Annotated in this window: 11 protein-coding genes and 1 tRNA gene; 8 read left to right on the top strand and 4 right to left on the bottom strand. The window is 65.7% G+C overall.

The features are described from left to right. Nucleotides 1-12: 12 nt before the first annotated feature. Nucleotides 13-1,035 (bottom strand): heat-inducible transcriptional repressor HrcA, encoded by a 1,023-nt coding sequence (hrcA, locus tag ACE3RQ_RS09975; RefSeq protein ID WP_374521822.1) that lies wholly within the window; start codon nt 1,033-1,035, stop codon nt 13-15. 90 nt (nt 1,036-1,125) lie between these two features. On the opposite strand from hrcA, the gene ACE3RQ_RS09970 reads away from it, so the two are divergent. Genes ACE3RQ_RS09970 through rapZ form a run of 3 tightly spaced genes read left to right on the top strand, consistent with a single transcriptional unit; the run spans nt 1,126 to nt 4,660 of the window. Next, nucleotides 1,126-2,025: an NAD kinase gene (locus ACE3RQ_RS09970; RefSeq protein WP_374521821.1), complete on the top strand. Its 900-nt coding sequence runs from the start codon at nt 1,126-1,128 to the stop codon at nt 2,023-2,025. Nucleotides 2,026-2,067: 42 nt separating this feature from the next. Further along, entirely contained in the window at nt 2,068-3,714 is a 1,647-nt protein-coding gene (gene recN, locus ACE3RQ_RS09965; protein WP_374521820.1) for a DNA repair protein RecN, read from the top strand. A 31-nt stretch (nt 3,715-3,745) separates the two neighbouring features. Further along, nucleotides 3,746-4,660 (top strand): RNase adapter RapZ, encoded by a 915-nt coding sequence (gene rapZ / locus ACE3RQ_RS09960; protein WP_374521819.1) that lies wholly within the window; start codon nt 3,746-3,748, stop codon nt 4,658-4,660. Here rapZ and mutY read toward each other — a convergent pair. The 3 genes from mutY to mutM are packed head-to-tail and all read right to left on the bottom strand — an operon-like array spanning nt 4,633 to nt 8,517. Beyond that, on the bottom strand, nt 4,633-5,712 hold the full coding sequence (gene mutY, locus ACE3RQ_RS09955) for an A/G-specific adenine glycosylase (RefSeq protein ID WP_374521818.1): 1,080 nt from the start codon (nt 5,710-5,712) through the stop codon (nt 4,633-4,635). The two genes, rapZ and mutY, sit on opposite strands and share 28 nt — an antisense overlap. After that, nucleotides 5,709-7,649 (bottom strand): dynamin family protein, encoded by a 1,941-nt coding sequence (locus ACE3RQ_RS09950; protein WP_374521817.1) that lies wholly within the window; start codon nt 7,647-7,649, stop codon nt 5,709-5,711. The genes mutY and ACE3RQ_RS09950 overlap by 4 nt, the downstream gene beginning before the upstream one ends. Nucleotides 7,650-7,701: 52 nt before the next feature. Further along, nucleotides 7,702-8,517, bottom strand: a complete 816-nt coding sequence (gene mutM / locus ACE3RQ_RS09945; protein WP_374521816.1) for a bifunctional DNA-formamidopyrimidine glycosylase/DNA-(apurinic or apyrimidinic site) lyase — start codon at nt 8,515-8,517, stop codon at nt 7,702-7,704. Between the two features lie 80 nt (nt 8,518-8,597). Here mutM and ACE3RQ_RS09940 point away from each other — a divergent pair, with 80 nt between their 5' ends. The 5 genes from ACE3RQ_RS09940 (at nt 8,598) to ACE3RQ_RS09920 (ending at nt 13,015) form a co-directional block, all read left to right on the top strand. Then, nucleotides 8,598-10,391, top strand: coding sequence for a tetratricopeptide repeat protein (locus ACE3RQ_RS09940; protein ID WP_374521815.1), 1,794 nt, complete (start codon nt 8,598-8,600; stop codon nt 10,389-10,391). After that, nucleotides 10,388-10,864 (top strand): lipoprotein insertase outer membrane protein LolB, encoded by a 477-nt coding sequence (locus tag ACE3RQ_RS09935; RefSeq protein ID WP_374521814.1) that lies wholly within the window; start codon nt 10,388-10,390, stop codon nt 10,862-10,864. The genes ACE3RQ_RS09940 and ACE3RQ_RS09935 overlap by 4 nt, the downstream gene beginning before the upstream one ends. 11 nt (nt 10,865-10,875) lie before the next feature. Further along, nucleotides 10,876-11,796, top strand: coding sequence for a 4-(cytidine 5'-diphospho)-2-C-methyl-D-erythritol kinase (gene ispE, locus ACE3RQ_RS09930; protein WP_374521879.1), 921 nt, complete (start codon nt 10,876-10,878; stop codon nt 11,794-11,796). Nucleotides 11,797-11,878: 82 nt separating this feature from the next. Next, a tRNA-Gln gene (locus ACE3RQ_RS09925) sits at nt 11,879-11,955 on the top strand. Between the two features lie 85 nt (nt 11,956-12,040). Beyond that, entirely contained in the window at nt 12,041-13,015 is a 975-nt protein-coding gene (locus tag ACE3RQ_RS09920) for a ribose-phosphate pyrophosphokinase (RefSeq protein ID WP_374521813.1), read from the top strand.

Below are 13,015 nucleotides of genomic sequence, written 5' to 3'. Positions count from 1 at the left end.
CGATTGTAGGCGCTACGGCTTGCCATGACTTAACGCATTGCTGACGAATTTGGCGGTCACGTCCACGATCTGGATCATGCGATCGTAGGGCATGCGCTGCGGCCCGATAACGCCCAAGGTGCCCACCACCTGCCCATCCACCTCGTAGGGCGCGGTGACCACGGACAGGTCTTCGTAGGGCACCACCTGGCTTTCACCGCCGATGTAGATGCGCACGCCATCGGCCTGGGCCGACACGTCCAACAAGCGAACCAACTGGGTCTTCTGTTCGAACAGGTCGAACAGACGCCGCAGGTTGCCCATGTCTTGCGAGAACTCACTCACCGACAGCAGGTTGCGCTCGCCGGCCACCACCACCTCGTCCTTCTCGGTCGAGCCTTCGCTTCCGATCTCCACCGCTGCCTTCATCAGGTCAGCGATCTCGCCGCGCAAGGCATCCAGCTCGGTCTTCAGGCGCTCGCGCACCTCTTCCATGGCCAAGCCGGCGTAATTGGCGTTCAGGAAGTTGGAAGCCTCCAGCAGTTGCGACTGGCTGAACACGGTCTGGGTGTGAATGATGCGGTTCTGCACCTCGCCGTCGGGCGAGACAATGATGACCAGCACCCGCCGCTCGGACAGACTGAGAAATTCCACGTGCCTGAAGACGGAGGTGCGCCGCGGCGCCACCACCACGCCCACGAAGTGCGAGAGGCTTGAAAGCAATTGAGCAGCGTGATTGATGACCCGGTGAGGCTGAGCCGGCTCGATGGCCGCCGACGAAAAATCTGGCACGCCATTCAATTGCTCACGATTGACCGTGAGCATGGTGTCCACGAAGAGCCGGTAGCCCCGAGCGGTGGGCACTCGCCCAGCCGAGGTGTGCGGGCTGACGATGAGGCCCAGCTCCTCGAGGTCGCTCATCACATTGCGAATCGTGGCTGGCGACAACTCCAGCCCAGTGGCCTTGGCCAGGGTTCTGGAGCCCACGGGTTGCCCATCGGCGATGTATCGCTCCACCAGGGCTTTGAGCAAAAGTTTGGCGCGATCGTCCAGCATGGGTTCATTGTAGGAGTGAGGGCCTCGCCCCGGCATTGGTGACGCTGCCAGCGGGCCTGTTGCGTCATGGGGCTATGTTGTAATTTGCCCATGTCTGCCCCCACCACGCCCCCTCACGCTGCCCTGCGCTTCGCGCACGTGGCCATCGTGGGCAAGTACCAAGCCCCCGGGTCCCGCCACGCGGTCGATGACATCGCTGGCTTTTTGCATGAGGAAGGCTGCCATGTGTCGCTGGAGCGCGAGACGGCACTCAACACAGGGCTTGACCAATACCCGGCGCTGGACGTGCGCGACATTGGCCGGCACTGCAACCTGGCGCTAGTGGTGGGCGGCGACGGCACCATGCTGGGCATTGGCCGACAACTGGCCCGCTATGGCGTGCCGTTGGTGGGCATCAACCAAGGGCGGCTGGGATTCATCACCGACATTCCACTGGACGACTACCGTGCCGCACTGGGCCCCATTCTGCGGGGGCATTTTGAGGAAGGCTCGCGCGCGCTGATGGCCGCCAGCGTCTGGCGCGATGGCGAGTGCGTGTTCGAAGCCACGGCCTTGAACGACGTGGTGGTCAACCGCGGCAGCGTGGCCAGCATGATCGAGCTGCGTGTCGAGGTGGACGGCCACTTCGTGGCCAACCAGCGCGCGGACGGCCTCATCATCGCTTCGCCCACGGGCTCAACGGCTTACGCCCTCTCGGCCGGCGGCCCGCTGTTGCACCCCTCGATTGGCGGCTGGGTGATGGTGCCGATTGCTCCGCACACCTTGTCCAACCGCCCGGTGGTGCTGCCGCACCACAGCGAGATCGCAGTGGAGATCGTGTCGGGCCGCGACGCCAGCGCGCACTTTGACATGCAATCGCTCACCAGCCTCCTGCACGGTGACCGCATCGTCGTGCGGCGCTCGGAACACGCCTTGCGCCTGCTGCACCCGGTGGGCTGGAACTACTTTGACACCCTGCGCAAGAAATTGCACTGGAACGAAGGGGCCTGAACGGCCTGCTATCCACGACGACCTCAACCATTTCCGCCATCCATGAGCCTTCGACGCATCGTCCTGAGAGACTTTGTCATCGTTCAGACCCTGGACCTTGAGCTGCACAGCGGCTTCAGTGTGCTGACCGGCGAGACCGGCGCGGGGAAATCCATCCTGATCGACGCCCTGCAACTGGCCTTGGGCGCCCGCGCCGATGTCGGCGTGGTGCGCGAGGGCGCAGCGCGCTGCGAGGTCGCGGCCGAGTTCGATTGCCCCCTGCCGTTAAAGGCCTGGCTGGATGAGCAAGGCTTTTCCACCGAAGAGGTGCTGCTCCTTCGCCGCACCGTGGACACGGAAGGGCGCAGCCGCGCCTGGATCAACGGCAGCGCGGCCACCATCGCCCAGCTCAAGACCATCGCCGACAGCCTGGTGGACATACACGGACAGCACGCCTGGCAAGGTCTCACACGCCCTGATGCCGTGCGCGAGTTGCTGGACGCCTACGCGGCCATCGACCTGGGTCCGCTCAAGGCACTTTGGGCCGACTGGCGACAGGCCAAACGGGCGCTGGAGGCTGCCCGTGAGCGGCAAGCCAGCCTGCAACAAGACAGCGAGCGGCTTCAGTGGCAGATCGCCGAACTGGACAAGCTGGCCCCGCTGCCGGGTGAATGGGCCGAACTCAACGCCCAACACAGTCGGCTGGCCAATGCACAAGGCCTGCTGGATGCAGCGCAACTGGCCCTGTCTGCGCTCGACGAAGACGACAGCAGCGCCACTGGGCTGTTGAGCCGCTCGCTCGCGGCCTTGCAGACCCATTCGGACATCGAGCCCCGGTTCGCCACCGCGGTGGAGGCGCTTGAGAGTGCCCTGGCGCAGGTGCAAGACACGGTCCACGAACTCAACCAATACAGCCGCCACACCGAGCTTGACCCAGCTTCTTTGCAGGCGCTGGACGAGCGCCTGTCGCTGTGGATGTCATTGGCCCGGCGCTTTCGCCGCCAGCCCGAAGAATTGCCCGATCTGCTGCAGCAATGGCGAGACGAACTGGCGCGCGTGGACCAGGCGCTTGACCTGGCGGCCCTGGAGCGCATTGAGCGCCAGGCGCACAAGGCCTTCGACACGGCTGCCAAGGGCATCACCCGGGCGCGCGAGCAGGCCGCCCCACGCCTGGCCGAAGCCGTGACCGACAGCATGCAGACCTTGGGCATGAAGGGCGGGCGCTTTGAGGTGGCGCTTCAGGCACTTGACGAACCGCAGGCGCATGGGCGCGAGGCCGTGGACTTTCGCGTGGCAGGGCATCCAGGCGCCACGCCCAAATCGGTGGGCAAGGTGGCCTCGGGTGGCGAGCTGTCGCGCATTGCCCTGGCCATCTCGGTGGTGACCAGCAGCCTGGGCCAGGCCCCCACGCTGATCTTTGACGAAGTGGACTCGGGCATCGGCGGGGCTGTGGCCCACACCGTGGGCGAGATGCTGAGCCAGTTGGGGCGGCATCGCCAGGTGTTGGCCGTGACGCACCTGCCACAGGTGGCCGCGTGCGCCAACCACCACCTGCTGGTCAGCAAGCAGACCACCAAGGGTCAGACCGTGAGCCAGGTGATCGCCATCGACAACGACGCCAGGGTGCAGGAACTGGCGCGCATGCTCGGGGGTCACAGTGGCTCGGACATTTCCCTGGCGCACGCCAGAGAAATGCTCAAGATGGCATGACACACCATTGCATCGATCACTAGCCAAGTCCATGACCGCCACCACCACCGAGCCCCCTTCTTTGCACACGCAACTGGTGCTGATCACCGGCATGTCCGGCTCGGGGAAGTCGGTTGCCCTCACGGCCCTGGAAGACGCCGGCTTCTACTGCGTGGACAACCTGCCACCCGAGTTGCTTGAGGCCTTCATCGATCTGGAGCGCAGCCACGAAGCGCGCAAAGTGGCCATCGCCATGGATGTGCGCAGCGCCAAATCATTGCCCATGCTGCCCAAGCGCCTCGCGCAGCTGCAGGCGAGCGACGAGCAGCTTCAGCTCACGACCCTCTTCCTGGATTCGACCACCGACACCCTGGTGCGGCGCTTCTCCGAAACCCGGCGCCTGCACCCCCTGTCGTGGCACGGCGGCAGCGCACAGCGCGCCCTGATCGACGCCATCGAGCACGAGCGCGAGTTGCTGGCCGAACTGCGCGAGAGCGCCATGGTGCTGGACACCAGCCTGATCCGGCCTTCGCAATTGCGCAGCCAGGTGAAAGAGTTGCTGGGCGCCACGCAAGGGTCACTCACCCTGGTGTTCGAGTCCTTCGCGTTCAAGCGCGGCATTCCCATGGACGCAGACTTCGTGTTCGATGCCCGCATGCTGCCCAACCCGCACTACGAGGCCGAGCTCAAGCCCCTCACCGGCCAGGACGCGCCGGTGGCCGCGTTTCTGGCGACCATGCCCGACGTGCAGCGCATGCAGCAGCAGATCGCGGAGTTCCTGGCGCAATGGCTGCCCGCCATGCTGCGAGACCACCGCAGCTACGTGACCGTGGCCATTGGCTGCACCGGCGGCCAGCACCGCTCGGTTTTTCTGGCCGAGCAACTGGCCAAGCAGTTCCAACAACAATGGACCACCCGGCTTCGCCACCGCGAAGCCGATCACTGGCCAGCGAACAACGGCGCCTGAGGCTGCAACAGTTGGCGCACTGGCGCCGGCAAGCCCAGCCCGCCCATGGCCGATATCGCCACCCATTGACCAGCGGGCAACGCCGCTTCGTCCCACGCCGGCAGCACCTGCCGAACGGCGTGCAGCAGAAGCTCGCGGTGCGTCAGCGCGTGGGGCATCGCGGGGAAGAATTCCAGGGTGCCCGGCTCGGTATTGGCAGTCGCGAGCAGGGCCTCTTCGCTGTCAAACACAGGAAGGCAGTAAAGCCCGGCCCAGATACCTCGCTCGGGTCGGCGAACCAGCCACACCTCTCGCTCGCCGCGGGGCGACTCGCGCTCGGCCCACCACAGCCACCAGCGCTCAAATCGGCGCGCCACCCGCTTGGTCTTCACAGGGAAGTCAGTGGTTCGGCCCGTGCAGTGAGCCTCGCACACACTCTGCATGGGGCAAGCCACGCAGCGCGGTTGCCCACGCACGCAGACCGTGGCGCCCAGGTCCATCAGGCCTTGTGTGTAGGCGGCCATGTCTTCGTGGGCAGGGCTTTCGGGCAACAGGGCCTGGGCCATGTCCCACATCTCGCGGTGCACCTTGGGCAGGGCTTGATCGCCCCCGAAGGCCAACAGCCGCGCCAACACACGCCGCACATTGCCATCCAGTATGGACACGCGCTCGCCGTGGCAAAAGGCCGCGATGGCCGCCGCGGTGGATGCCCCAATGCCCGGCAAGGTCTCCAGCGTCTGGGCATCGCGCGGAAACTCGCCGCCGTGCACTGCCACCACCTGCTGCGCGCAGCGGTGCAGGTTGCGCGCCCGGCTGTAGTAACCCAGACCGCTCCACAGCGCCATGACCTCATCGGGCTGGGCGGCCGCCAGGGTCTGCACATCGGGAAAGCGCGCCAGGAAACGCGGGTAGTAGTCCAGCACCGTGCTGACCTGCGTCTGCTGCAACATGATCTCGGAGAGCCACACGCGGTACGGATCGCGGGTGCCCTGCCAGGGCAGCCCGTGGCGGCCGTGCTGGCGCTGCCAGGCGATGAGGGCGGGTGCGAAATGCCGCCGAATCTCCGCCTTCATGCGAAAGCGGCGTCGCGCTCGGCCTCGGGCGCGCCCGCCAGCGACTCGGTCAGCTCAACCAGCTTGGCGTCCACTGCCTGAAGCTGCTGCTGCTGCGACTGCAGTTCACGAATGCGGTCGTCCAGACCGCCGGCGGCCTGTTGAATTCGCGACACGGCCTCGATGCGGCGGGTGAAGTTGCGCCGACGCTCACGCAACTGAGCGTCCAACTGCGCGGCGGCCGATTTGTTCCACAGCTCCACCTCGTTCACGGCGGCTTCGTAGACCGTGCGCAAGCGGCTCATGAGGGCGCGGGCCAAGCGCTCGGCAAATTCGGGTTGCGCCAGGCGCAACGCATTGCCCAGCCCCAGGTATTGCAGGTGGCTCTTCTCGATCAGGGTGAGGTCGCGGGCGTAGCTGGTGAGCTGCGGCGGCGTGGGAGCCTGCAGCGAGAAGCCGTACTCGGCATTGAGGTTCTTGAAGCTGTTTTCCAGCATCGTCTGGATGTCGGCCGTCATGCGGTCGGCGCTGACCAACGCGGCGCGCAGGCGAGTGAAGGTGTCGTCGTAAGCGCGGCGCACACCGAACTTGATGCCAGGCTGCTTAAGGGCCTTGGACAAGACCGACACCTCTGACTTCAGGTGGGTAGTGCCCAGCAGGGCGAACAGGTCTTTGAGCAGGCGCAGGTGCACCGAGCGCACCGCCTGGATCTTGGCGCCGCTGGCGTCGAAATCGGCCTGTTCCTGCTCAATACGCAGGCGCATCTGCTTGATGACGCCGGCGTTCTTGCCGCGCAGGCCTTCCAGCTCTTGAATCTGCTCGACCAAATCACGCGAGCGCGCGTGCACCGTGCGTGCGATCTCGGCTCGCAACACCTGGATGCCTGCGGCCACGGAGGCCCGCAAAATGTCCCGGCGATGGGCCAGCAGGTCGTCGCTCAGGGCGCGCTCCAGTGCCAGCAGGTTGCTGGCCTGGAGCAGCGCATCGTCTCGTTGCACCTTGGCCAGCAGGCCCTTTTGGGCAGACACGGCGATCACCTGGTCGGGCGACAAGCCCAGGGTCTGCGCCGACTCGGTGCGCTGGGCGGTGATCTGCAACTGCACCTGCTCGGGCGAACTCAGTGAGTCCCACAAGGTGTCGATCTTGTTGAGCACCACCAGACGCGATACCCGCGCATCGTCGTCCACCGCCAGGTGTTGGCGCCAGATGCCCAGGTCGGACTTGGTCACGCCGGTGTCCGCCGCCAGGATAAAGATGACGGCGTGCGCCTGTGGCAGCAGGCTAACGGTGAGTTCGGGTTCGGCGCCAATGGCATTGAGGCCGGGGGTGTCCAGAATGACCAGGCCTTGCTTGAGCAGAGGGTGGGCAAGGTTGATGAGCGCGTGGCGCCACTTGGGAATTTCCACCAGCCCATCCGCACCCACCAGGGGGTTCTCGTCGGGCAGCTCGTCGTTCCAGAAACCCAGCGCTCGCGCATCGTCCAGGCTCACCCGGCGCACCTCGGCCACCTTTTGGATGACCTGCGAGAGCTGCTCTGGGTCGTTCATGTCCAGATCGAAGCGCTCCCATTTGTCGGGCACCTGGCGCCAATCCATCAACGACTGGGGCTGCAAGCGGGTCTCGATGGGCAGCAGGCGCAGGCAAGCCGGCACCTCGGGGTCGTACCCCAGCTCGGTGGGGCACATGGTGGTGCGACCCGCGCTGGCCGGCATGATGCGCCGGCCGTAGCCGGCGAAGAACACCGCATTGATCAGTTCGGATTTGCCGCGCGAGAACTCGGCCACGAAGGCCACCATGATCTTGTCGTTCTTGACCCGTGCATGCAGCTGGTCCAGGCGCTCGCGCACCCCTTGGTCCATCAGGTCTTGATCGGCCAGCCACTCAGACAGCGACTTCAGGCGCAGGGCGAACTGCTTGCGCCATGCACCGTGCTGATCAAAATCCTGATTGAAGCTCATGTCCGTTCCCTGTCGATGGGCCAATATAGCATCGGGTTAGCGGCGCCAAGGCTCACGGGCGCTGGCAATGAGGACAGAAGAAGGTGGAGCGCTGGCCTTGGCGAATCGCCTTGATCTCACCACCGCACACCCGACAGGGTTGCCCCTCCCGCCCGTACACCATGGCCTCCATCTGAAAGTAGCCCTGCTGGCCCTGGGCGCTAGAAAAGTCGCGCAGCGTGCTCCCCCCCAGCGCCACCGCCCGGCCCAGCACATCCACGATGGCGGCGTGCAAACGGGTGGCTCGCGGCAGGCCGATGCGATCGGCACGTGTGGTGGGCCTGATGCCGGCCAGGAACAGCGCCTCCGAGGCATAAATATTGCCCACCCCCACCACGATGTCACCCGCCAGCAGCACCTGCTTGATGGGCGCGTGGCGCTGGCGCAAGGCGCGGTGAAAGGCCGCTGGGTCAAACCCTGCCTCCAGCGGCTCCACGCCCAGCTTGCCCAGCAGCTTCGCCGCCACCGGGTCGTCCAGGCCGCTGGCGTGCACCACAGCACCGAAACGGCGCGGGTCATGCAGACGCAACACGCCTTGCGTGGTCACCAACTCGAAGTGGTCGTGCGTGCCTCGGGGTGGCAGGTCAGACGCAAACAACAAGCTGCCGGACATCCCCAGGTGAACGAGCAACAGGCCATGGTCTAGCTCCAGCAGCAGGTACTTGCCTCGGCGCCGAACCCCAAGCACCCCTTGTCCAACCAGGGAAGCCGGCTCGATTCCCAGCGGCCAGCGCAGGGGTTTTCCCAAGCTCACGCCCAGGATTCGCGCGCCCGCGATACGGTCGGCAAAGCTGCGTCGGGTGACTTCAACCTCGGGAAGTTCTGGCATGTTGGCAATAGCAGGGAACACGCGGCGAGGCGCCGAATCCCACGGCGCGAGGCCCAAAAACCATCCATTATCATGACCCGATGAACTGCCTGCCTCGTCTTCACGCGCACTCGGCGATCCCCCGGTTGTCGGCCTGGACCGCCCTGACCCTGGCCCTGATGGGCGCACCGGCGCAGGCACAAGACGCCGCCTCCCTGCCGACCACCACCCAGGAAACGGCGCCGGTGCAGAACTCGGCCCTGACGGCACCCCTGTTCTACCAACTGCTGCTTGGCGAGTTGAACGTGCGCGGTGGCGAGCCGGGAGCTGGCTACTCGCTCATTCTGGACGCCGCGCGGCGCCAGCGCGACCCTCTGCTGTACCGCCGTGCGGTGGAGGTGGCCTTGCAGGCCAGGTCTGGCGAGGCGGCCCTGTCGGCCGCCCGCGCCTGGGCACAAGACATCCCCGGCAGCCTGGAAGCAGACCGTTATGTGCTGCAAATCCTGCTGGCACTCAACCGGATCGCCGAAACCGCGCCGGTGCTGCGCGACCTCTTGCGCGACACCGCCGAGGCAGACCGCAATGACACCCTGAACGCCATCCCCCAGACCTACGCACGGGTGATGGACAAAGCCCTGGCCGCCCAGGTGGTGCGGGAGGCCTTGGCGCCTTCCCTGACCCGACCTGAACACGCCGCCCCCGCCTGGACCACCATCGGGCGCATGGAACTGGCCCAGGGCCGCCTGCCACAGGCCCAGGAAGCGGCGCTGACGGGCCACGCAGCCGACCCGACATCGCCCTACCCTGCCCTGCTGGCGCTGGAATTGCTGGAGCGCGGCGCTACCGAGATGGAACCGATGATCCGGCGCCAGATCCAGGCCAGCCAGAAGGCCTCCGACATGGACACGGCGGTGGCGCTGAATTACGCGCGCATCCTGCTGGACCTGCAGCGCCTGGGCGAGGCCCGCCAACAACTCGAAGGACTGACCGCGCGCCAGCCCCAGCAACCAGAACCCTGGCTCTTGCTGGGCAGCCTGCAGGTGCAAACCAATGACCTGCGCGAAGCCGCTGCGTCGCTGGGCCAGTACATGGCCTTGGTGCGACAGGCACCCGACGAGCGCGGCGCGCGAGGCCTGACGCAGGCCTATCTGCTGCAGGCGCAGATCGCCGAAAAACAAGGCGACTACGCCACCGCCAACGCCTGGCTCGACCGCATTGAAAATGCCGACGAGATCATGGCCGCGCAAATGCGCCGTGCATCGCTGCTGGCCCGCCAGGGCCGCCTGGACCAGGCCCGTGAGTTGCTGCGCCAGCAGCCCGAGCGCCGCCCGGAAGACGCGCGGCTCAAGCTCGTGGCTGAGGCGCAGTTGCTTCGCGACTTCAAGCAATGGGCGCAAGCCTTTGAAGTCTATGGCGAGGCGGTGCGCCGCTTTCCCGACGATGGCGAACTGCTCTACGACCAGGCCATGATGGCCGAGAAGGCCAACCGGCCAGTGGAAATGGAAGCCTTGCTGCGCCGCCTCATGGCCGCCCGGCCGGACCACCAGCACGCCTACAACGCCCTGGGGTACTACCTCGCCGATCGCGGCGAGCGCCTGCAAGAAGCCAAGCAATTGATCGAAAAGGCGGTGTCGCTGGCGCCCGACGATGCCTACATCCAAGACAGCCTGGGGTGGGTCGAGTTCCGGCTGGGCAACACCGACAAGTCCCTCGCCATTCTTCGCGCCGCCTACGCCAAACGCCCCGACGCCGAGATCGCCGCCCACCTGGGCGAAGTCCTGTGGGTCAGCGGCCAGCGCGATCAGGCGCTGAAGATCTGGCGCGAGGGCTTGATTCTGGCGGCCGACAACGAGACCCTGGTGAACACGCTCAAGCGCCTGAAAGTGCAGCCATGATGCGCCGCGCGCTGCTGCTGGCCTGTGCCCTGGCCCTGGCGGGCTGCGCCAGCGCCCCCCGCACCATGACTGGCACCGACCACTTCTGGAGCGGGCGCATGGCCTTGCGGGTGGACAGCACACCGGCACAGTCCTTCGCCGCGTCTTTCGAGTTGCAGGGCAACCCGGAACAAGGGCGGCTCTCCCTCAGCACCGCGCTGGGCACCTCGCTGGCCACGCTCACCTGGACCCCGTCCGGTGCCGAAATGCGCCAGGGCAACACCCTGACGCGTCGCGACAGCGTCGACGCACTGATGGCCGAACTGGTCGGCGCCGCAGTGCCGATGCCCGCGCTGTTCGCCTGGATGCGCGGCGAAGCCCTGAGCGTGCCGGGCTGGCAGACCGACCTGAGCCAACACGCCGAGGGCCGCCTCACCGCCCGCCGTGCCGATCCGCTACCCACCGCCGAATTGCGGCTGATCATCGAGCCATGACCTCACCCGCCTTGCGGCGCCTGCTGGACGTGCCAGCGCCCGCCAAGCTCAATCTGTTGTTACACATCACTGGCCGACGGGACGACGGCTACCACCTGCTGCAGTCGGTGTTCATGCTGATCGATTGGTGCGATCGGCTGGACTTCGAGTGGCGCGGCGATGGGCACGTCAGCCGCGAAGACCTGGGTGGCCCACCCTTGCCCGCCGACGACCTGTGCACCCGCGCCGCGCGCGCCCTGCAAGCCGCCACCGGCTGCACGCAGGGTGTGCACATCACGCTGCGCAAGCACTTGCCCGCCGAGGCCGGACTGGGCGGCGGTTCGTCCGATGCGGCCAGCACCTTGCTGGCGCTCAACCGCCTGTGGGGACTGGGGCTGAAACGGTCGCAGCTCGCGGCCATCGGGCTCAAGCTGGGAGCGGACGTCCCTTTCTTCATTGGCGGACACAACGCCTGGGTAGAAGGCATCGGGGAACAGATGACGCCGCTGTCGCTGCCACCGGGGCGCTTCCTGGTGGTGAAACCCCAGGGCGGCGCCTCCACCCAGAAAATCTTTTCGGCGCCCGGTTTGAAACGCGACACAAAGCCTGCTATACTTCTGGGCTTCGCTGCACACGATACGCAAAACGAATCGTCAAACGCAAAAGAGGGGAAACCCGAATGGCGCGTTGACAGCATCGAAAGGCTTCTGGCCTTCGGTCACAACGATTTGCAGCCGGTCGCGCAAGCGCTCTGCCCCGATGTCGGAAACGCCATTCGGTGGCTAAGCCAACAAGGTTGGTCAGGGCGAATGAGCGGTTCTGGCACAGCGGTGTTTGCGCATGTTCCGCAGGTCTCTGACCTGCCGCCTCTGGCCGAAGTGCCTGCGGGTTGGACAGCGCGGTGGTGCAGCAACATGGATGTTCATCCATTGGCCGACTGGTGTCGCGATTGAATCGCACGCAGCCGGGGCAGTGGTTGAATAACCTGCGACAATATCGGCTTCTTGATTGGCTTGCTTTTCAAGAGACCTGCGTAGGGGAGTCGCCAAGTTGGTTAAGGCACCGGATTTTGATTCCGGCATGCGAGGGTTCGAGTCCTTCCTCCCCTGCCAAACCTTTTAAGTATTGAGAAACACGGCCAGCCGCCCACCTCACGTCGGGCGGCTTTTTCATCGCCGAAGCGAAGCTGGAAACGCCATGCAAGTTCAATCCCCGGATTTCATGATCTTCACCGGCAACGCCAATCCGGTGCTGGCCGCCGAGATTGCTCAGCACCTGAACACCCAGCTGGGCTCGGCCAATGTGGGCCGTTTCTCCGATGGTGAGGTCACCGTCGAAATCACCCAGAACGTGCGCGCCCGCCACGTGTTCGTGATCCAGTCGACCTGCGCCCCCACCAATGAAAACCTGATGGAGCTGCTCATCATGGTCGACGCGCTCAAGCGCGCCTCGGCCGAGCGCATCTCCGCCGTGATCCCCTACTTCGGCTACGCCCGCCAGGACCGTCGCCCGCGCTCCAGCCGCGTGCCGATCAGCGCCAAGGTAGTTGCCAACATGCTGCAGACCGTGGGCGTGAGCCGCGTGCTCACCATGGACCTGCACGCCGACCAGATTCAAGGCTTCTTCGACATCCCGGTCGACAACATCTACGCCTCCCCGGTGCTGCTGGGCGACCTGCGCCAGAAGAACTACGACGATCTGCTGGTGGTCTCGCCCGACGTGGGTGGCGTGGTTCGTGCTCGCGCCCTGGCCAAGCAGCTCGGCTGCGACATGGCCATCATCGACAAGCGCCGCCCCAAGGCCAACGTGTCGGAAGTGATGCACGTGATCGGCGACATTGATGGCCGCAACTGCGTGATCATGGACGACATGATCGACACCGCCGGCACGCTGGTGAAGGCGGCCGAGGTGCTGAAAGAGCGCGGCGCCAAGAACGTGTACGCGTATTGCACGCACCCCATCTTCTCGGGCCCGGCCATCGAGCGCATTGCCAAGGGCAACGCGCTGGACGAAGTGGTCGTGACCAACACCATTCCTCTCTCGCAGGCCGCACAGGCTTGCAAGAAGATTCGCCAACTCTCCGTGGCGCCGCTGATGGCCGAAACCATTGCGCGCATTGCCTCGGGTGAGTCGGTGATGAGTCTGTTTGCCGACCAGGACAACCTGTTCTGA

Origin of the sequence: Hydrogenophaga sp. (assembly GCF_041913525.1) — a bacterium.
GTDB lineage: Bacteria > Pseudomonadota > Gammaproteobacteria > Burkholderiales > Burkholderiaceae_C > Hydrogenophaga.
The sequence above is the reverse complement of the archived record's forward strand: the minus strand, read 5'-3'. Positions and strand labels throughout refer to the sequence as shown.

Bases quoted from the DNA above. Each gene is read 5' to 3' on its own strand.
- ACE3RQ_RS09950 (WP_374521817.1), bottom strand. From the start codon at position 7,649: ATGAGCTTCAATCAGGATTTTGATCAGCACGGTGCATGGCGCAAGCAG.
- mutM (WP_374521816.1), bottom strand. From the start codon at position 8,517: ATGCCAGAACTTCCCGAGGTTGAAGTCACCCGACGCAGCTTTGCCGAC.
- recN (WP_374521820.1), top strand. From the start codon at position 2,068: ATGAGCCTTCGACGCATCGTCCTGAGAGACTTTGTCATCGTTCAGACC.
- ACE3RQ_RS09940 (WP_374521815.1), top strand. From the start codon at position 8,598: ATGAACTGCCTGCCTCGTCTTCACGCGCACTCGGCGATCCCCCGGTTG.
- ACE3RQ_RS09920 (WP_374521813.1), top strand. From the start codon at position 12,041: ATGCAAGTTCAATCCCCGGATTTCATGATCTTCACCGGCAACGCCAAT.
- mutY (WP_374521818.1), bottom strand. From the start codon at position 5,712: ATGAAGGCGGAGATTCGGCGGCATTTCGCACCCGCCCTCATCGCCTGG.
- rapZ (WP_374521819.1), top strand. From the start codon at position 3,746: ATGACCGCCACCACCACCGAGCCCCCTTCTTTGCACACGCAACTGGTG.
- ACE3RQ_RS09970 (WP_374521821.1), top strand. From the start codon at position 1,126: ATGTCTGCCCCCACCACGCCCCCTCACGCTGCCCTGCGCTTCGCGCAC.
- hrcA (WP_374521822.1), bottom strand. From the start codon at position 1,035: ATGCTGGACGATCGCGCCAAACTTTTGCTCAAAGCCCTGGTGGAGCGA.
- ACE3RQ_RS09935 (WP_374521814.1), top strand. From the start codon at position 10,388: ATGATGCGCCGCGCGCTGCTGCTGGCCTGTGCCCTGGCCCTGGCGGGC.